The organism is Phenylobacterium sp. FG114 (assembly GCF_057809855.1).
This window is the reverse complement of sequence record NZ_JBMDKU010000006.1, coordinates 18206-36550: the sequence shown is the minus strand read 5'-3', so window position 1 is coordinate 36550 and position 18345 is coordinate 18206. Positions and strand designations below refer to the sequence as shown.

The 18345-nt window shown below is 69.4% G+C and carries 21 protein-coding genes; 3 read left to right on the top strand and 18 right to left on the bottom strand.

All coding sequences use genetic code 11. The features are described from left to right. Nucleotides 1–53 precede the first annotated feature (53 nt). Both ACODSY_RS11560 and ACODSY_RS11555 read right to left on the bottom strand, forming a co-directional pair. Nucleotides 54–1586, bottom strand: a complete 1533-nt coding sequence (locus tag ACODSY_RS11560; protein WP_488951899.1) for an acyl-CoA carboxylase subunit beta — start codon at nucleotides 1584–1586, stop codon at nucleotides 54–56. An 81-nt stretch (nucleotides 1587–1667) separates the two neighbouring features. Continuing rightward, entirely contained in the window at nucleotides 1668–2663 is a 996-nt protein-coding gene (locus ACODSY_RS11555) for an LLM class flavin-dependent oxidoreductase (RefSeq protein ID WP_488951898.1), read from the bottom strand. A gap of 128 nt (nucleotides 2664–2791) precedes the next feature. On the opposite strand from ACODSY_RS11555, the gene ACODSY_RS11550 reads away from it, so the two are divergent. Further along, nucleotides 2792–3085, top strand: a complete 294-nt coding sequence (locus tag ACODSY_RS11550) for a putative quinol monooxygenase (protein ID WP_488951897.1) — start codon at nucleotides 2792–2794, stop codon at nucleotides 3083–3085. Here the strand turns inward: ACODSY_RS11550 and ACODSY_RS11545 are convergent. From ACODSY_RS11545 to crcB, 4 genes are all read right to left on the bottom strand, one after another. Then, on the bottom strand, nucleotides 3082–3816 hold the full coding sequence (locus ACODSY_RS11545) for an ATP12 family chaperone protein (protein ID WP_488951896.1): 735 nt from the start codon (nucleotides 3814–3816) through the stop codon (nucleotides 3082–3084). The genes ACODSY_RS11550 and ACODSY_RS11545 overlap by 4 nt on opposite strands. A gap of 108 nt (nucleotides 3817–3924) precedes the next feature. Continuing rightward, nucleotides 3925–5421, bottom strand: coding sequence for a putative 2OG-Fe(II) oxygenase (locus ACODSY_RS11540; protein WP_488951895.1), 1497 nt, complete (start codon nucleotides 5419–5421; stop codon nucleotides 3925–3927). Continuing rightward, on the bottom strand, nucleotides 5418–6395 hold the full coding sequence (locus ACODSY_RS11535) for an RluA family pseudouridine synthase (RefSeq protein ID WP_488951894.1): 978 nt from the start codon (nucleotides 6393–6395) through the stop codon (nucleotides 5418–5420). The genes ACODSY_RS11540 and ACODSY_RS11535 overlap by 4 nt, the downstream gene beginning before the upstream one ends. After that, complete coding sequence (gene crcB, locus ACODSY_RS11530) at nucleotides 6392–6775, bottom strand: fluoride efflux transporter CrcB (protein WP_488951893.1); 384 nt, start codon at nucleotides 6773–6775, stop codon at nucleotides 6392–6394. Before crcB ends, ACODSY_RS11535 begins: the two co-directional genes overlap by 4 nt. Nucleotides 6776–6833: 58 nt before the next feature. On the opposite strand from crcB, the gene ACODSY_RS11525 reads away from it, so the two are divergent. After that, the gene (locus tag ACODSY_RS11525) at nucleotides 6834–8063 is read left to right on the top strand and encodes a hypothetical protein (RefSeq protein WP_488951892.1); all 1230 of its coding nucleotides are present in this window, start codon (nucleotides 6834–6836) and stop codon (nucleotides 8061–8063) included. A 64-nt stretch (nucleotides 8064–8127) separates the two neighbouring features. Here ACODSY_RS11525 and ACODSY_RS11520 read toward each other — a convergent pair whose 3' ends face one another. The 12 genes from ACODSY_RS11520 to ACODSY_RS11465 all read right to left on the bottom strand — a co-directional run bounded on the left by ACODSY_RS11520 (nucleotide 8128) and on the right by ACODSY_RS11465 (nucleotide 17839). Next, on the bottom strand, nucleotides 8128–8610 hold the full coding sequence (locus ACODSY_RS11520; protein ID WP_488951891.1) for a CC0125/CC1285 family lipoprotein: 483 nt from the start codon (nucleotides 8608–8610) through the stop codon (nucleotides 8128–8130). Between the two features lie 80 nt (nucleotides 8611–8690). After that, a complete protein-coding gene (locus ACODSY_RS11515; protein ID WP_488951890.1) occupies nucleotides 8691–9422 on the bottom strand; it encodes an RluA family pseudouridine synthase in 732 nt (243 codons plus the stop codon). A 9-nt stretch (nucleotides 9423–9431) separates the two neighbouring features. Then, nucleotides 9432–9875, bottom strand: a complete 444-nt coding sequence (locus ACODSY_RS11510; protein WP_488951889.1) for a hypothetical protein — start codon at nucleotides 9873–9875, stop codon at nucleotides 9432–9434. 67 nt (nucleotides 9876–9942) lie between these two features. Next, nucleotides 9943–11250, bottom strand: a complete 1308-nt coding sequence (locus ACODSY_RS11505) for a replication-associated recombination protein A (RefSeq protein WP_488951888.1) — start codon at nucleotides 11248–11250, stop codon at nucleotides 9943–9945. 58 nt (nucleotides 11251–11308) lie between these two features. After that, entirely contained in the window at nucleotides 11309–12724 is a 1416-nt protein-coding gene (locus ACODSY_RS11500) for a Do family serine endopeptidase (RefSeq protein WP_488951887.1), read from the bottom strand. A 68-nt stretch (nucleotides 12725–12792) separates the two neighbouring features. Further along, the gene (locus ACODSY_RS11495) at nucleotides 12793–14046 is read right to left on the bottom strand and encodes a TCR/Tet family MFS transporter (RefSeq protein ID WP_488951886.1); all 1254 of its coding nucleotides are present in this window, start codon (nucleotides 14044–14046) and stop codon (nucleotides 12793–12795) included. 55 nt (nucleotides 14047–14101) lie between these two features. Further along, nucleotides 14102–14560, bottom strand: a complete 459-nt coding sequence (locus tag ACODSY_RS11490; RefSeq protein WP_488951885.1) for an SRPBCC domain-containing protein — start codon at nucleotides 14558–14560, stop codon at nucleotides 14102–14104. Next, the gene (locus ACODSY_RS11485; RefSeq protein ID WP_488951884.1) at nucleotides 14557–14883 is read right to left on the bottom strand and encodes an ArsR/SmtB family transcription factor; all 327 of its coding nucleotides are present in this window, start codon (nucleotides 14881–14883) and stop codon (nucleotides 14557–14559) included. The genes ACODSY_RS11490 and ACODSY_RS11485 overlap by 4 nt, the downstream gene beginning before the upstream one ends. Continuing rightward, nucleotides 14880–15335, bottom strand: coding sequence for a VOC family protein (locus tag ACODSY_RS11480; RefSeq protein WP_488951883.1), 456 nt, complete (start codon nucleotides 15333–15335; stop codon nucleotides 14880–14882). Before ACODSY_RS11480 ends, ACODSY_RS11485 begins: the two co-directional genes overlap by 4 nt. Beyond that, complete coding sequence (locus tag ACODSY_RS11475) at nucleotides 15336–15815, bottom strand: VOC family protein (RefSeq protein WP_488951882.1); 480 nt, start codon at nucleotides 15813–15815, stop codon at nucleotides 15336–15338. A gap of 53 nt (nucleotides 15816–15868) precedes the next feature. Beyond that, entirely contained in the window at nucleotides 15869–17089 is a 1221-nt protein-coding gene (locus tag ACODSY_RS11470) for an alkaline phosphatase family protein (protein ID WP_488951881.1), read from the bottom strand. A gap of 54 nt (nucleotides 17090–17143) precedes the next feature. Further along, entirely contained in the window at nucleotides 17144–17839 is a 696-nt protein-coding gene (locus ACODSY_RS11465) for a glutathione S-transferase family protein (protein ID WP_488951880.1), read from the bottom strand. A 117-nt stretch (nucleotides 17840–17956) separates the two neighbouring features. Here ACODSY_RS11465 and ACODSY_RS11460 point away from each other — a divergent pair, with 117 nt between their 5' ends. Further along, the gene (locus tag ACODSY_RS11460; protein ID WP_488951879.1) at nucleotides 17957–18283 is read left to right on the top strand and encodes a winged helix-turn-helix transcriptional regulator; all 327 of its coding nucleotides are present in this window, start codon (nucleotides 17957–17959) and stop codon (nucleotides 18281–18283) included. The last annotated feature ends 62 nt before the right edge of the window (nucleotides 18284–18345 follow it).

The following is an 18345-nucleotide window of genomic DNA, read 5'->3' as shown; positions in this document are numbered from 1 at the left end:
ATGCACCCCTGGTACGGCGCTGACCCGCGTGTGCAGCCGCGTCCACCCCAGCTTCAGAGCGGGATGTTGTCGTGCTTCTTCCAGGGGTTCGTCAGCGTCTTCCCCTTGAGGTTCTTCAGCGCGTTTACGATCCGCTTCCGGGTCGAGTGGGGCATGATCACGTCGTCGATATAGCCGCGTGAGGCGGCCACGAACGGGTTCGCGAAGCGGGCTTTGTACTCGGCCTCGCGAGCCGCGATGGCCTCGGGATCGCCGATCTCGCTGCGGAAGATGATCTCCACCGCGCCCTTCGAGCCCATCACCGCGATCTCGGCGGTCGGCCAGGCGTAGTTGATGTCGCCACGGATGTGCTTGGAGCTCATCACGTCGTAGGCGCCGCCATAGGCCTTGCGGGTGATCAGGGTGATCTTGGGCACCGTGGCCTCGGCGTAGGCGAACAGCAGCTTGGCGCCGTGGCGGATCAGGCCGCCCTGCTCCTGCTTGGTGCCCGGCATGAAGCCCGGCACGTCCACGAAGGTGATGATGGGGATCTCGAAGGCGTCGCAGAAGCGCACGAACCGGGCGCCCTTGCGCGAGCTGTCGATGTCCAGCACGCCGGCCAGGGTCTGCGGCTGGTTGGCGACGATGCCGACCGGCTGGCCATCCATGCGGGCGAAGCCGACAACGATGTTCTTGGCGAAGTCGGGGCTAATCTCGAAGAAGTCGGCCTCGTCCACGACCTTCAGGATCAACTCCTTCATGTCGTAGGGTTTGTTCGGGTTGGCGGGGACGAGGGTGTCGAGCGACGGCTCGAGACGGTCCTTTTGATCGTAACTCTGGCGGACCGGCGGCTTCTCGCGGTTGTTGAGCGGGAGGAAGTCGATCAGGCGGCGCACCTGGGTCAGCGCTTCCAGGTCGTTCTCGAACGCCCCGTCGGCCACGCCGGACTTCAGCGCGTGAACGCGGTAGCCGCCCAGGTCCTCGTGGCTGACGTCCTCGTGGGTGACCGTCTTCACTACGTCGGGGCCGGTCACGTACATGTAGGACGTGTCCTTCACCATGAAGATGAAGTCGGTGATGGCCGGCGAATAGACGTCGCCGCCGGCGCAGGGGCCCATGATCACGCTGATCTGCGGGATGACCCCCGACGCCAGGGTATTCTCCAGGAAAATGTCGGCATAGCCGCCCAGGGCCGCGACGCCCTCCTGGATGCGCGCGCCGCCGGCGTCGAACAGGCCGATCACCGGCGCGCCCACCTTCATGGCCTGGCGCTGAACCTTCAGGATCTTCTCGGCGTGGGCGCTGGAGAGCGAGCCGCCGAAGACCGTGAAATCCTTGGAGAACACGAAGACGACGCGGCCGTTGATCCGGCCCCAGCCGGTGACGACGCCGTCGCCGGGGATGCGCTGCTTGTCCATGCCGAACTCGCTGACGCGGTGCTCGACGAACATGTCGAACTCCTCGAACGAGCCCTCGTCCAGCAGCAGGTCGATCCGTTCGCGGGCGGTGAGCTTGCCCTTGGCGTGCTGGTTGGCGATCCGCTTCTCGCCGCCGCCCAGACGGGCCTCGCCGCGACGCTTCTCGAGTTCTTCCAGGATCTGCTTCACGCCGGCGGCCTCAGGTTCGCGAAAAGCGAAGGCGTAGAGGCGTGCGCAGGGCGATGCAAGCTGCCGCCGGGGGAGGTTCCCCTACGCGGCCATCATGAGGGCGTCGCGGGCTTTGGCCACCAGTTCCAGCGACCGCAGCCGCTTCTCCTGGTCGAAGATCTGCGCCGTGACGATGATCTCGTCGGGCTTGTGCCGCGCGATGAACGCTTCCAGGCCCGCGCGGACTGTCTCCGGACCGCCCACCACCGCCTTGGAGAGAGGCGAGCCCGCCGCGACGGTCGCCGCCAGGCGGCCCTCGGTATCGTCGATCGGGGGCGGCAGGGGCCCCGGCATGCCGCGATGAAGGTTCACGAACGCCTGCTGCAGCGAGGTGAACAGGAAGCGCGCCTCCTCATCGGTCTCGCCGGCCACCACGTTCAGGCCCAGCATCAGATAGGGCTTGGAGCGATACTCGGAGGGGGTGAACTCGCGGCGATAGATCTCGGCCGCCTCATCCATCATCTGCGGCGCGAAGTGCGAGGCGAACGCGAACGGCAAGCCTAGGACCGCGGCGAACTGGGCCCCAAACAGGCTGGAGCCCAGCATCCACACCGGCACGTTAGAGCCAGAGCCAGGCACCGCGCGGATCGCCTGCCCGGGCTGCGGTTCCTTCAGGAAGGCCAGCAGCTCGAGCACGTCCTGCGGGAACTGGTCGACGCCGCCGGTGAGGTTGCGGCGGAGTGCGCGCGCGGTGAGCTGGTCGGTGCCGGGGGCGCGCCCGACGCCCAGGTCGATGCGGCCGGGATAAAGCGCCTCCAGCGTCCCGAACTGCTCGGCGATGATCAAGGGCGCGTGGTTGGGGAGCATGACGCCGCCGGAACCGAGGCGGATCGTGGATGTGCCGTCGCCGACGAAGGCCAGCGCCACCGCGGTCGCCGCGCTGGCGATGCCGGTCATGTTGTGGTGCTCGGCCAGCCAATAGCGCTGGAAGCCGAACCGCTCGGCGGCCTGGGCCAGGCCCCGGCTGGCGCGAAGCGACTGGCCCGGGCTGCCGCCCTGTACGATGGGTGAGAGGTCGAGGACGGATAGCGGAACCATCCGGCCAATGTAGGCGCCCCGTGGGGGTTTCCCAGCCCCCTCTCCTCGCTCGTCATCCACGGGCGTGACCGGGGGATGACGAGCAAGGGTGGAAGGGCCTGCTACCCTCCCCCCGAACGGAGATTCCCATGCTCGTCGTCACCGGATCGGTCACCGCGCGGCCCGACACCTTTGAAACCCTGCTGGAGGCCGCCTTGGCCCATACCCACCGCTCGCGCACCGAGCCGGGCTGCGTCAGCCACGCGGCGCACGTCGACTGCGAGAACCCGCTGCGCCTGTTTTTCTACGAGGAGTGGGCCGATCGCGCGGCGCTGGACCTCCACTTCGCCCAGCCGGGCTCGCTCGACTTCATGAAGACCGTACGCGAGCTGGCGGCCAGCAGCACGCCCGTGAAAATCCTGCCGATCGTCGAGCGCCCCTAGGCTGCGAGGCTTCGGAACCAGCGGTCCAGCATGGCGGCCTCGCCACGCAGGCGATGGGTGCGCTCGGCCGCCTCCTCGTCGATCCCCCACTTCTCTTCCTGGAAGGCCTCGTCCAGGCGCGACAGGTCGTAGGCTTCTTCGCCGGCGAACCAGCCGCGCAGCAGGCCGATCGACAGCACGGCCGAGCCGAAGAGCGCCACGCCGAACGCCAGGCCCGCCAGGCGGAAATCGTCGAGGCCGAGCGCGATCTCGCGCACCCTGGCGAGGGTTTCAGCGGGCTGTTCCCGGTGGACGATGCCGGCGCAGCGTTCGAAACGCAGCCCCTCGTCGGCCAGCGCCCGTTCCAGCACCGGCCCCCAATGCGCGTCCTGCCGCGCCACCAGGGCCGCCGGCTCATCGGCGAAGTAGCAGACCAGGTCAGAGCCCGCATACTGCGCCGCCTGGTCGGCCACGCCCTCGCGCGCGCCCGGAATGGTCTCGATGGCGGTGTTGGCGAGCCGGGTGGCGTGCATGGTCGCCATCTCGATCACGTCGGTCTGGGCCATCCATTCCTCGGCGATCTGATCGGCCACCGCGCGGGCCGGCAGCACCATGAGCTGGGCCTTGGGCGTACGCAGGTTGCGGCCGTCGAGCTGGACCTGCCAGCCGCCGTCGACCTCGACGACGCTTACGGTCTTGTAGAACCGCCGCGGCTTCTCGGCCGGCTCATGGAATCCCTTGCGCAGGTCCAAAACTCACCTCTCCCGACGGATCGCATCGATGCGGGCGTGGAATGGGGATGAAACGCGCCGACCGCAAGGGAGGACCATCGCGGCTGGTCACGCCCGGCCGCTGCGGCGCTACACGGGCACGGCGTCGAAGGCGATGGTCATGCGGCGCTCGTCCGTCGTGAAGGGCACGGTCCCGTGCCACATATATGAGGGGAACAGCACCAGCCGCCCCGGCTTCGGACGCACGAAATGTTCGGCCGGCAGCTCCGGCTGCGTCTGGAATGGCGGCTGACCGAAGCGGATCCAGCCCTGCTTCTCGGCGCTGTCCAGCGCACTCTCGGGCGTCTCGACGTAGAAGGCCGAGGAAAGCCAGCCGAGGGGATGGAAGTGGTCCTTGTGGAAGCCGCCGCGCTTCAATCGAACGGACCAGGCTCCCTCGATCCGATAGTCACCGGTCCGCCGCGACCGCACCGGGTCCGTCCCCTGGCCCATCGCCGCGATGTGCTGGCGGATCGGCGCATCGATGGCCTTGAAGAACGCCTTGATCGCCGGGTCGTCCGAGCCGGTCAGGCGATGCATCGTCTGGCTGCCATGTCGCAGCGACTGGGCCGCCGGATGCTGGTCGTAGAGGTGGATCGCGTTCAGCGCCGCGGCGAGGTCGGCGAGGTACGCGTCAAGGCTGGACCAGCCCGCGGGCGCCTCGAGGTCGTAGACCCCGACCATGGCGTCGTAGTCGTACAGTTCCTTGTACAGAGGGTCTCCGACAGCGCGGGCGGCCGTGGCGGCCCAGCCCCACAACGACTGGTTCTCCGGCGCGAACGACAGACCCTTTCGCGCCTTCTCCAACGCCAGGTCCGGCTTGCCGGCGGCCAGGTGCACGATGGCGACCTGGTTCAGCACGCCGGGCGACTCCGGCAGCCGCGCCTCGGCGCCCAGCACCCAACGTTCGGCTTCGTCGAGCCGGCCGCGCTCCAGGGCGGCCTGGCCGGCCGCCAGCGCCAGGGCCACGTCGTCGGGCAGACGCGCAGCCGCGGCCGCCAGCAGTTCGGCCGCCTTGTCCGCCTCGCCCGCGGCCTCGAACAGCTTGGCCTTGGCCAGGAGCAGCGGCGCGGGGGCGCCGCCGGAATGGGCGCAGCGGTCCAGCACCTCCTGCGCGCCCGCGAGGTCGCCCCGCCGCATCCAGACGAGGTCGGCATACTCGACGGCGGTCTCCACATGCTGGGACGCACGCTTCAGCGCTTCGCGATAGGCCTGCTCGGCGCCGTCCGGGTCGCCGGCCGCCATCTTGGCGCGCGCCATCACGCCCCAGCTCAGCGCGCCGTCCAGGCCCAGTTGGAACGCCCGGCCCATCGCCTCCGCCGCCTCGCGGCCGTGCCCCATGTCGCCGAGGGTGGCCGCCATGTTGTGCCAAGCGACCCCGCTGTTCGGGAACCGCTTGGTGGCGCGGTCGTCGAACACCAGCGCCTCCTCGCGGCGCCCGGCCGCCTTGAGCGCCGTCGAATGCATGGCCAGCGCCCGGTGGCTGGGGTCGCGATGGTCGGCGAGCGGCGTGGTGACGGCCAGCGCCTCGTCGATCCGGCCCTGATCCAGCAAGGCCTTGGCGTGATCCAGTGGGTCGGTGTTCAACGGCGCCTCTTGAACGGTTCGGGGTCGGCCTCGTGCTCGTCGAAGCCGAAGCGTTCGAAGCCGGCCTTCAGCTCAGGGCTGATCGGGGCTTCGAGCATGAGGGTCCCGCGCGACGGGTGCGGCAGCACCAGCCGCCGCGCGTGCAACTGCAGCTTCAGCCCTTCGGACAGCTCGGCCGAGGCCTCGCTGTTGTACTTGGGATCGCCCAGGATCGGATGGCCCATGGCCAGCATGTGGGCGCGCAGTTGGTGCGTGCGGCCGGTGTGGGGCCAGAGCGCCATCCAGGCGGCGCGCGGGCCGGCGCGGGCGATGGTCACGAACTCGGTCTCGGCCGTCTCGGCGCGCTCGTCCTTGGGATCGGCCGGGACCATCATCTCGCGGTCGCCGACGCCGCGCTTGGCCAGCGGCAGGTCCAGCACGCCGTCGCCGGGTTTGGGAAAGCCCGCGACGATGGCCCAGTAGATCTTCTGCGCCTTGCGCTTGGCGAAGGCGCCGGCAAGCCGCGCGGCGGCCGCGGGGGTCTTGCCCAGCACCAGGACCCCCGAGGTGTCGCGGTCCAGCCGGTGGACCAGGCGTGGCCGCTCCAGCCCCTCGCCCCAGGCCGACAGCAGGCGGTCGACATGCTTGAGGGTCTTCGTCCCGCCCTGGACCGCCAGGCCCGACGGCTTGTTCAGCGCCAGGACCTCCTCGTCCTCGTAAATCACGAGGCTCTTGGCGTAGGCGACGTCGCGAGGTGGGAGCTTGCCCTTCTCCTCGGCCGGCGGCGCGTCCGGCAGGGGCGGCACCCGCACCTGCGAGCCGGCCGACAGCCGCGTGTCGGGCTTGGCCCGCGCGCCATCCACCCGGATCTGCCCCGAGCGGGTCAGCTTCTGGATCTGGATATGGTTGAGATGGGGCCAGCGACGCTTGAACCACCGGTCCAGGCGCACGCCCTCCTCCCCCTTGTCCACGTAGAGGGTGCGGACCTCCCTCACGCCAGCAGTCTCCGCATGAGCAGAAGGCCCGCGAAGAGCGCCGTGATCGACAAGGCCACCGAACCCAGGCCGTAGGCGGCGGCCGACGCCCACTCGCGGCGCTCGATCATCAGCGCGACTTCCAGGGAGTAGGACGAGAAGGTGGTGAACCCGCCCAGCACGCCCACGCCCAGCAACAGCCGCCACTTCTCCTGATCGGCGCCGCCGCGCATGGCCAGCACGCCGGCCAGCACGCCCATCAGGAAGCCGCCGATCACGTTCGCGCCCAGCGTTCCATAGGGCCAGCCCGGCCCTAGCGCCCGCATGGCGCCGACGCCGAGCAGGTAGCGCGCCACCGCGCCCGTCGCGCCGCCCGCGGCCACCAGGAAGAGAGTCTGCATCACGACGGCCTTATGCGACGGCAAGACATTATTTGCCAACGTCGCCGATGGTGGGCCGATGTCGCGACCCCTCGTCGGCATGACCGTGTCGAAGATCACCGCAGCGGACGCCGCCGTGGTGCTCGAACGGCTGTCCGGCTCGGACCGGGTGGAGCGGGGCGCGGTGTTCATCATCAGCGTCGAGGCGATCCGCGAGCGTTCGGGCGACCGTTGGCCGAAAAAGCGTGACGACGTCTGGGGTTACCTGGGCCGCAAGCTCAACGAATACCTGTCGTACCAGGACGTCCACCACCGCATCGGCGAGACCGACGTGCTCGTCGCCATGACCACCGAGGATGGCGTCGCGGCCCAGGCCGTGGGCATGCGCGTGCTCGAGGACGTGCTGGAATTCTTCCTGGGCTCGGTCGACCGCATGGACGTCCGCATCCGCACCGTCAGCAAGATCGAAGGCGACGAGCTGACGGTGGCCGACCTGGACCCCGCCGAGATCGCCGTGGCCCTGGAGACCCAGGAGGCCCAATCCTACCGCCGGCAGGTCAGCGCCGAGCGCGAGCGCGAGCGGAGCCCGATCTCGTTCGTGGCCTCCAACGGCCAGCGACTGCAGGTGGACTTCGCGCTCGAGCACATCGTCAGCCTCAGCCACAAGGTCACCGCGGTTCTGCGCATCGAGCCGACCGTCACCTTCGCGGCCACCGGCGAGATCATTCCGACGCGCCGGTTCGGCCGGCTTTCGGATGAGGACATCCTGGCCATCGACCGGGCGACCCTGTCATTCGGCGCGCTGTTCATGCCGTCGGACGCCCGCAGCCAGCCGCCGGTGATCATCCCCGCCTCGTTCCGAACGATGGGCGGGCGCAAGGGCCGCCAGCTCCTGCTCACGGTCGAGGGCGTAGCGCCCGAGCGGGTGCGTCAGGGCGTCATGCTGGAGTTCGTGGACATCGACCGTGGCACGCCCACAGGCCGGATGGTCGAGGTGGTCAGCCTGGTCGGCCGCGTCACCCGCGGCGTGCTGGCGCGGCTACAGCCCGGCCGCGACGCCCTGGATCCGGTGCAAGGGACGCGGTTCAACGGGCTGACGCTCGACTTCGCCGACGTGACCCTGCCGGCCGACCGTCTCGACCCCCTCATGCGGGTGATGGCCCACCAGATGCGCGGCAAGGCGCCTGCCCTGATCGCCCAGGGTCTGTCCGGGTTCGGGCACATGGATCTCGCGGATGCCGCCGGCTTCACCCATGCCAGCATGCGCGCCGCGCCGCTCACCCAGAACAGCGCGCTCGACGTGGCCTAGAGCCTGTTTGATTAGAGCGCGCTTTGGGTGCGAAATCGGCATCCTTTCGCCCAACGCGCTCTAGCTAGATCCGCTCGCCGAGGCTCTTGCGCAGGGCGCGGGCGTCATAGGCGTCGCGGCCGATCGGCCGCTGTCCGCGCCCCATCACCACTTCGATCGTGGTCGCCAGCGAGGGGCCGCCGCCCAGGTTGAAGGTGGTGCCCACCCCCACACTGACGCCGCTGCGATAGCCGAAATCGCCGCCTCCGACGCCGACGCCGACCCGCGGGCCCCGGTCCGGACGCCCTTCGGTGAAGCGGTCGGCCACCTGGAACCAGTCGTATCCGTCCCTGATCGCGAGGTCGGCGGCGCGGACCAGGGCGTAGTCCATCACCTGCTGCGGCGGCGCGCCTGGCCCGCCGCGGAAGGTCACGCGATAGCGGCCGGGCTCGATCCTGTATTCGGAATAGCCCACGCCGTTCGGCTGCGCCGACGGCTGGTAAAGCGTGGGTGTTGTGGCGCAGGCGGCCAGCGACAGAGCGGCGACGGCGATGATCAGGCGCTTCATGGCGAACGGTCCAACTCGGAAAGACGTGTCCCTTCCGATGCTTGTACGCCGAAACGGACGACTTGGCGGCGCCGTTCCGCTCAGCCGAGCCCCAGATCGCGGATCAGGCCGGCCATGTCGGCAGGCGGCGGCGCCTCCAGGCGCTTCGTCCCGCCCGCCGGATGCGGAAAGCTCAGCGCCGTGGCGTGCAGCATCAGCCGCGGCACGGCGTGGCCGCCGATCACCAGGGCGCCGCCGTAGCGGGGGTCGCCCGCGATGGGCCGGCCGATGTGGGCCAGGTGGACTCGGAGCTGGTGCATGCGGCCGGTCTCGGGATCCAGTTCCAGCAGCGCCGCCCCCGAGGCCTCGGCGAGCGTCCGGTAGCGCGACACCGCCCGCTCGGCGTCGGGATGGTCCGGCGGGCACGGCCGCATGTAGGCCTCTCGCCCCTGCTCGTCGCGGCGCAGCGCCTGGTCAATCCGCCCGCCCCTCGGCTCGGGCGCGCCGGGCGTGACGATGGCCAGGTAGGTCTTGGAAAACTTCCGCGCCATCAGGGCCTTTCCCAGGAAACCTGCGGCAGGCTTGGTCTTGGCCGTCAGGATCACGCCGGAAGTGTCGCGGTCCAGCCGATGGATGAGACGCGGCCGCGCCTTCCCGGGCCTGGCGAAGGCCCACAAGAGTTCATCCAGGGTATGGACCTGTCCCCGCCCGCCCTGGCTGGACAGGCCCGAGGGCTTGTTCAACGCCAGGATCTCGGCGTCCTCGTACATCACCAGCCGGCGCACGAACTCGGTCTCGTCGCGCGAGAGTTGGATGGGCTTGAGGTCCTTCACACGGACCGTTTAGCGGAGCACCCCCCGCTTCGTCATCGTCGATGCGTACCAGGTGAAGAACATGCAGATCGCCACGATCACGCACGGCATGACCGGGCTCATCAGCGCCGCCGCGCCGGGCGCCAGCAGGTTGTAGGCCAGCGCACCGGCCGCCCCGAGCGTCGAGAGCGCGAAGGCGTGGAACGCCCAGCGGCTGCGCGCCACGAACAGGATCGAGCCAACCACCGAGCCCCAGACGCCGATCGCCCACACGGCGTGCATCCACACCGGATAGGTCGCCATGTAGGCGATCTGAGCCTCGGTCATGCCCATCTGGCGATAGTAGGCGTCGCCCTGCAGGTGGCTCATCGTGTAGTCGTAGCCGCCGAACCCGTTCCAGAGCAGCGCGATCAGGGTCACAAGCCAGAAGTGCCAGGGTGTTGCCGGCCGCCCGGCGTCGATAGCTTCGGTCATTTCAGCGTCCCTCCCGTGGACTTGGGAGGGAGCCTAGGCTCGGATTTCTGGGATAACAATGGTTGGGCTAAACGCCGCCGCGCTCGCGCCGCAGCGCCGCCCAGCGGTCGAGCCGCTCCTTGATCCGCGCCTCGGAACCCTCGCCGCGCGGCTGGTAGAACTGCCGCCGCTCCATCCCTTCCGGGAAGTAGTTCTGGCCCGAGAAGCCTTCGGGCGCGTCGTGGTCGTAGGCGTAACCCTTGCCGTAGCCCAGGTCCTTCATGAGCTTGGTCGGCGCGTTGCGGATATGAGCCGGCGGCATCAGGGAGCCGGTCTCCTTGGCCGCCTTCATCGCGCCCTTGAACGCCATGTAGACGGCGTTGGACTTGGGCGCCGCGGCCATGTGGACGACGAGCTGGGCCAGGGCGATCTCACCTTCCGGGCTGCCCAGGAAGTCGTAGGTGTCCTTGGCCGCGTTCGCGAGCACCAGGGACATGGGATCCGCCTCGCCGATGTCCTCGGCCGCCGCGCGGATCAGCCTGCGGGCGATGAACAGCGGGTCCTCGCCCCCGGTCAGCATCCGCGCCAGCCAGTAGAGCGCCGCGTCGGGGTCGGAACCGCGGATCGATTTATGGAGGGCCGAGATGAGGTTGTAGTGCTCCTCGCGATCCTTGTCGTAGGCGGGGCTGCGTTTCTGGAGGATCTGGCCCAGCCCCTTGGTGTCGAGCGGCGTGGCCGTGCCGATATTGAAGAGGGTCTCGGCCAGGGTCAGCAGGTAGCGTCCGTCGCCGTCGGCCATGGCGAGCAGGGCCGCTCGGGCTTCCGGGTCCAGCGGCAGCTTGCGCTGTTCGTGCTCCTCGGCCTTCTCGAGCAGCGTCTCCAGCGCCTCGTCGTCCAGCCGCTTCAGCACATAGACTTGGCTCCGCGACAGCAGCGCCCCGTTCAGCTCGAACGACGGGTTCTCGGTGGTGGCGCCCACCAGGGTGACGATCCCCTCCTCCACGAAGGGCAGGAAGCCGTCCTGCTGAGCGCGGTTGAAGCGGTGGATCTCGTCGACGAACAGCAGGGTCGCCTGGCCGGCCAGCCGGCGCGCACGCGCCTGTTCGAACGCCTTCTTCAGGTCGGCCACGCCCGAGAACACCGCCGAGAGCTGCTGGAACTCGTAGCCCGCCTCCTTCGCCAACAGACGGGCGATTGTCGTCTTGCCCGTGCCCGGCGGTCCCCACAGGATCATCGACGACAGCCGCTTGGCCTCGGCCATCCGCCGGATCGGCCCCTCGGGGCCCAGCAGATGGTCCTGGCCCACCACCTCGTCCAGCTTCTGCGGCCGCAAGCGGTCCGCCAGCGGCGAGGGTTGCTGCGGCGTCAGACCCGCGGCTTCGAAGAGGTCGGCCATGGCCGAGGGTCTAGCAAATCGTCGGATGCGGCGCCGAAGAAAGTCGACGCAGTTCGCCTCAGCCCGAGAAGGTCGCCGTCACCGTACGGCCGTCGCGTTCGATGGTGATCCGCCAGGTCCGGACCTGGGCCGAGGCCGCGGCCGCCAGGTCGCGGACGGCAAGGATCTTCACCCCGTTCACCTCGCGCACGATGTCGCCGCGCCGCAGCCCGACGCCCCGGGCCGCGCCGGCATCGATGGCGGTGACGATCACGCCCGCGCCGGTGAGCGCGTCCAGACCCATCTCGTCGGCCACCGCCGGCGACAGGTTCGCCACCGTCGCCCCGTCGAACGGGTTGCGGCCGGAGATCCGGCGCTCGTCGCGCGGCGGCGTCGCGGGCGCCGGCTCGGCGCGCAGCATCAGGGTCTGGTCCGCCCCGCCCGCGGCGCGGCGCACCACCAGCGCGATGTTCTCGCCCGGCCGATGGTTGCGGATCGTGTAGCCCAGGGCGGCGGCGTCATCGACCGAGCGTCCATCGGCTTGCAGCACCACATCGCCCTGGCGAAGACCCGCCCGCGCGGCCGGGCCGCCCGGGTAGATGTCGGCCACCAGCGCGCCTTCCGGCCGCGGCAGGCCCAGGCTGCGGGCCATCTCCGCCGTGACAGTCTGGGTGCGGGCGCCCAGCCAGGGGCGCACCACCGCGCGGCCGCCGCCCACCGCCGTCTCCACCACCCGGCGCACGACCGCGGCGGGAATCGCGAAGCCCACGCCCGAAGAGGTGCCGGAGCGCGACAGGATGAAGCTGTTCACGCCGATCAGGTCGCCGTCCATGTCGATCAGGGCGCCGCCCGAGTTGCCCGGATTGATCGCCGCGTCGGTCTGGATATAGGCCGAGCCGCCCTCCCCGCTGGGATCGGTGATGCGGTTCAGCGCCGAGACGATGCCGTTGGTCACGGTCTGGCCGACGCCGAAGGGGTCGCCAATCGCGAGCACCAGGTCGCCGACCTGGGTGTCCGTGCTTTCGTCCATCGCCAGCACCGGCAGGCGTTCGCCGCCCGGCGGATCGATCTTGAGCACGGCGAGGTCGGTCCGCGGATCGGCCAGCAGCACCTTGGCGGCGAACTCACGCCGGTCGTTGAGGGCGACGGTGATCTCCTGGGCGCCCTCGATCACGTGGTTGTTGGTCACGACGATGCCGTCGGCGCGCACCACCACCCCCGAACCCAGAGACTGGGCCACCCGGGCCTGGGGCACGCCCAGTCCGAACATCTGCCAGAATGGATCCACCTGCTGACGGACGACACGCTTGGCCGAGATGTTCACCACGGCCGGCGCGGCGCGGCGCACGACGGGCGCGAAGGAGGCCTTCATCGCCGCGGCATTGGCCGGGACGGCGCGTGTGGTCGGCTCGGCGAAGGCGACGGGCTGGGCGAGCACCTGGCCGGCGGCCAGGGCGAGGGTGATGGCAGGGATCAGGACGCGAGGCGCGCGCATGGGGTCTCCGAATACGAACGGCGGAACGCTACGCAGGTTTCCGGCGCAATAATGGCGAAGTCTGACGCCTATTCGGCCGGGGAAGCCACCGGAGTCGGCTGGCGGGCCGTCGCCAGGGCCAGCAGGAACGCCAGGCCCATGAGCGCCGCCGCCAGATAAATCGCCAAGCCCGGGACGTGGAACCCCTGGTGGCGGATGGACCAGGCGAAGACCTCGCCGAAGATCAGCGGGCCGAAGATCGCCGCCAAGCCCTGCAGGCTCTGGTTGGCGCCCTGCAGCTGGCCCTGCTGGTGAGGCGCGACGCGACGGGTCATCAAACCCTGCAGGCCCGGCATCAGGAAGCCGATGAAGGCGAACACCGGCACCGCCGACAGATAGAGCAGGCCCGTCGGCGCCCAGGCGTACCAGGAGAAGCCCGCAACGCCGGCCAGCGCGCCCAGCAGCACCGCGTTCCGCTCGCCGATCCGCCTCACCACGGGCCCGATCAGGAACATCTGCACGATCACCCCCGCGACGCCGGTGGCGATGAAGGTGGTGCCCAGCACCCCGGTGGACCAGCCGTAGCGGTATCCCGCGTACAGCACGAAGATCGAGGGCAGCACCATGTGCGCCAGTTGGAACAGGAAGCCCACGCCGGCCAGCGGCAGCAGGCCGGAATGCGACTGCAGCAGGCGCAGCGACCCCAGCGGATTCGCCTTCTTCCAGTCGAAGGTCGCGGCGCGCTTCTCGGGCGGTAGGCTCTCGGGCAGGACGAAGAGGCCGTAGAGGAAGTTCAGCAGGGTGATCCCGGCCGCCGCCAGGAACGGCAGGCGCAGGTCGACCTCGCCCAGCCAACCGCCGAAGGCCGGCCCGAAAATGAAGCCGAAGCTGAAGGCCGAGCTCATCCAGCCGAACACCTTGGCGCGCTCCTGCGGCGGCGTGACGTCGGCGAGATAGGCGTTGGCGGTCGAGAAGCTGGCGGCGGTCATCCCGTTCAGCACGCGGCCCAGGAACAGCCACCACAGGCTGGGCGCGAAAGCCATGAACAGGAAATCGACGCCCAGGCCGAACAGCGAGATCAGCAGCACCGGCCGGCGGCCCCAGCGGTCGGCCATGAGGCCGAGCACCGGGCCGATCACGAACTGCATCACGCCCCAGGTGGTGGAGAACACCATGTTCCACTCGGACGCCGCCGCAGTGTCGCCGCCGGTGAACTGCTTGATGAGGTTCGGTAGGATCGGGATCATGATCCCGAACGACAGGGAGTTCATCAGGGCCAGTGCGAAGATGAAACGGAAGCTGGCCTGCCGGCCCGCGCGCGCGGTCGTCTTCTCGCCGGTCATGATCTTTCCCCTCGAACGCGCAATCTGAAACAAAACAGGAACCGGCGCAACGCCGTTAGGTCACGCGCTGGCCCATCGCGCGTATCTGGGCCTGCCAGAACTCGGCCAGCCGCGCCAGCAGCGCGGGGTCGGGGAAGCCGTGCCGCGCCGCGCTCTCGGCGGGCACCTGGTGGAAGCCACGGTGCTCGACGCTGACCCGGGTTTCCTCGCCGACCGCCTCGAACCTGACCTCGACCTCGGTGTGAAGTTCCGGCGGGAAGCTCGCCTGCCGCCAGGAGAAGACGAGCCGGGACGGCGGCTCCCAGGCCACGACCTCGCCGATCTCGAACACCTTCCCGTTGGCCAAGGTTTCGATCAGCCGGCCGTCCTCGAACGCCAGGACGCCCGGCGCCCGCGGCGTCGTCTGGAACAGGCCGCTGGGCCGCCACCAGGCGCCGATCTCCCCGGTGAAGACGGCGAACGCCCGCTCGGGCGTCGCCTTCACGCGCAGGGCGACATAGACCTTTGACGTCATGCGCCCTTCTCGATGTGGGCCTTGAACGCCAGGAGCTGGGCGCTCCACAGCCGTTCGCTCTCTTCCAGCCAGCGCAGCAGATGGACCATGGGCTCGGGCCTCAGGGCGTAGATGCGGACGCGCGCGTCGAACTCGGGGTGACTCTCCTCCACCAGGCCGCTGGCGCGCAGGGTGCGCAGGTGGCGGCTCATGGCCGGCGCCGACACCTCCAGTTCGCGCGCCAGCTCGCCGGCCGCCCGCGGCCCGCGCGCCAGCAGGTCCACCGCCCGCCGCCGGACAGGATCGGCCAGGGCGGCCAGGGTCTGGTCGAGGGCGGCGTTCAAATCCAGCCCGTGATCTTCAGGCCGCTGGCGGCCTCCGCCTCCTCGCGGCTGACCGCCTGGACGGTCTGGGCGACGGTCCAGATGTGGCCCTCGGGGTCGCGGCAGCGATAGGTTCGGTCGCCGTAGAACTGGGTCGCCGGCTCCATCAGGATCTCGAACCCCGCCTTGCGCGCCCGCTCGCAGTGGGCGTCGACGTCGGTGTGGATCTGGATGTGCACAGTCTGGGTGTTCTTCCCGCCGATCGAGGCCGGGCTCTTGTGATCGTCGGTCCACTCGTTGCCGACCATGACCACGGCGTCGCCGAAGCGCATCTCGGAGTGGGCGACGTTGCCCTGCTCGTCCTCGATCAGCATCGACAGCTCGAAGCCGAACGCGGCCTCCAGGAACTTCAGGGCCGCCTTCGGGTCGCGGTAGCAAACCGCCGACATCAGCGGCGCGCGCCAGTCCGCCATTCAGGCCTCCTCGAGCGTGTTGCGGATCTTCAGGCCGGTGGCGGACTCCATCTCGCTGACCGGCGTCTCGCGCACGAGCTGGGCGAAGTTCCAGACGTGGCCCTCCGGATCGAGGGCGCGATAGACGCGCGACCCGTAGAATTGGTCCTCGGGCTCGGCCACGATCCGGGCGCCGGCGGCTCGCGCCCGCTCGCAGTGGGCGTCCAGGCCGTCAGGCATGTGGATGCGCACGAACTGCGTGTTGATCCCGTCCAGAGAGGCGGGGCTGCGCATCCGCGCCTCGCCCACCAGCTTGGGGTCCTGCCACTCGCCACCCACCTGAATCGCGCCGCCCAGGAACGCCATCTCGGCGTGGGCGACATTGCCTTCGGCGTCGGTGACGAGGCTGGTGGTTTCGAAGCCGAAGGCCTGTTCCATCCACTTCAGTGCGGCCAGCGGATCTTTGTAGAAAACGGCTGGAACGACGGCGGGTGCGTCCATGACGATCTCCTTTCGTTGATCGACAATATTTAACACATATCGCAATTATTTCGTCAAGGCGCCAGTGCCGGCGCTATGTCGCCGAGCTTGCCGTCGCCGGCCTCGGCCTGAACGCCCAGCAACCGCGCCAGCAGGGGATAGACGCTGACGTTGTCGAACGGCGGCAGGGTCACGCCACGCCGGAACGCCGGACCGTTGGCGATGAACAGGGCGGCCATCTCCGCACTGAAGGGATCGAAGCCATGGTTGCCGAGCTCCGGCTTCTTGGCCTTGTCGTCGCGGGTGGTGAGGGTCCACCCGGTGTCGGGCAGGCAGAAATAGGCCGCAACGCGCAGATTGCGGCCGTAGTGGAAGCGTTCGGGAATGTCGGCCTTCGCCCCGCATTGCAGATGCGCGTGCGCCTTCAACAGGGCCGACGCCACCTCACTTTCGTGCCCCGGCTGCGGATAGAGGGTCATGAAGGCGCCGCCCGACAGCGACCGATAGGCGCCCTTCGGCAGCAGGTCGTCCATGTAGAGCTTCCGCGCGTCCGAGAGCGCGGCCATGCCGTGGTCGGCCACGATCACGAGGTTGGCGACGAGGCCCCTCGCCCTCAGCCCCGCGACCAGGTGGCCGAGCTGTTCGTCCACCTCGGCGACGGCCGCGTTCGTTTCGGGCGCGTCGGGACCGTGGTCGTGGCCGGCCGTGTCCACGGTGTCGAAATAGAGGGTCAGGAAAGCGGGCCGGCTCGCCGGCGGCCGATTCAACCGCGCCAACAGGTCGTCGACCCGCCTCGTGTTCGGCGTGTCCATGTCGAACACGACGTAGTCGTGCGGCCGCACGCCTTGGATCGCCGCTTCCGCCCCCGGCCAGAAGATCGGCGCCGTCGCCAGCCCCGCCTTCTCGGCCGTCACCCAGATCGGCGTGGCCTCGTCCCACCAGAAGCCATCCTGCACGGCCTCGCGATTGGCCATCCTGAAGGTCGCGCCCGGCCGCCGCGGATCCTCGAAGGTGTTCTCGACAATGCCGTTGCGGTCGGGCCGCAGTCCGGTGACCAGGGCGTAGTGGTTGGGGAAGGTCTTGGAGGGGAACGACGGCCGCATGGCGGCGCGGGCGCCCTCCGCCGCGAGCGCCGACAGCACGGGCGTCATGCCGCGGTCCAGGTAGTCGGCGCGGAAGCCATCGATCGACACCAGGATGACGGGGATGCGCGCCTGGGCCGATTGCGCACACGCGTGCTGGATCGCGCAGGCGCTGAGCAGGAGGGCGAGCACGAAGACGATCGGGCGAGTCATGCCGCGAGCCTATCCGCGCCTCGCGACAGCCGCGCAACGCCGGGCGCATCCCCATCATGCGGCTGCCGCCAGCTCGTGCAGCGGCACATGGCCCCTCAGCGCGGCGCTGGTCGCCGGCTCACCCTGCTCCAGGGCCACCGCGACGCGCACGGCCGGGTCGTCGTGCAGCCGGGCCTTCAGCGCCGCGATCTTCGGGTAGGCGTCGGGGTCGATCGCTTGATGAAAGTCGGCCCAGCGCGCCACGCCCACGAACACCGCATCGGCTAGCGTCGGCCGCTCGCCGAAGAGGTAGGGGCCGTCGCCGATCATCGCCTCCAGCTTCGCGTGCCGTCCGTTGACCAGGCGATGGCCCAGACGCCGCCACGCGTCTCGCTCCTCGGGGGTCGCGTCCGGAGCCTCCATCGCCAACCAGTACGGGCTGAACGCGGAGGTGAAGCCCGTATTCAGGAAGGCCACGTACTGGTGCAGCAGGTCGGCCTCACGCGTCCCGGGCGTGAAGCTGATGCGGCGCTCCGAGTCGCGCGCTTCCAGCCATAAGCCGATAGCCATCGTCTCGGTCAGCGCCTCGCCCGGGCCGGTGACGAGGACCGGCGCCTCCCCCCGGCCGTTGAGGCGCAGGAATCCTTCGGTGCGGATGTCCTTCGTGAGATCCACGCGGGTCAGGCGATAGGGCTGGCCCAGCCATTCCAGCGCCGCGACGAGGCCCGTGGCGCTGCCGAGCGGATGGCCGTAGATGAGCAGAGGTTCCATGGTTCAGCACTCCGGGCTGTTGAACGGAACACCCAAGTAGCCACATGGAATTCTGCGGCCAAGAACGCATAAATTTCTGAGCTGGTCAGAAAAACAGGACCATTGGAGAGGAAGGCGATGCAGGATCGCATCTCGGAATGCCCGATCGAAGGGGCGATGATCTTGCTGAGCGGCCGATGGCGGGCGCTGATCCTCTACTATCTCGCGCAGGGTCCTATGCGCTTCAACGCCCTGCGCCGCGCCAACGCCGGCATCTCGCAACAGATGCTGACCCATGAGCTGCGCGCCCTGGAAGAGGCCGGTGTGATCGTGCGGACCGCCTACCCGGAAGTTCCCCCGCGCGTCGAATATGCGTTGAGCGAGGCCGGCGCGCGCCTGATGCCCGTGATCGGCGCGCTGAGCGCGTGGTGGCAGGAGACGCAGGCACGGCGCGCCGCCGCCTAATGCGCATAAGAAAAACCCCGGAAGCATGGGCTTCCGGGGCTCTTCAGATCTTGTTGTGACGA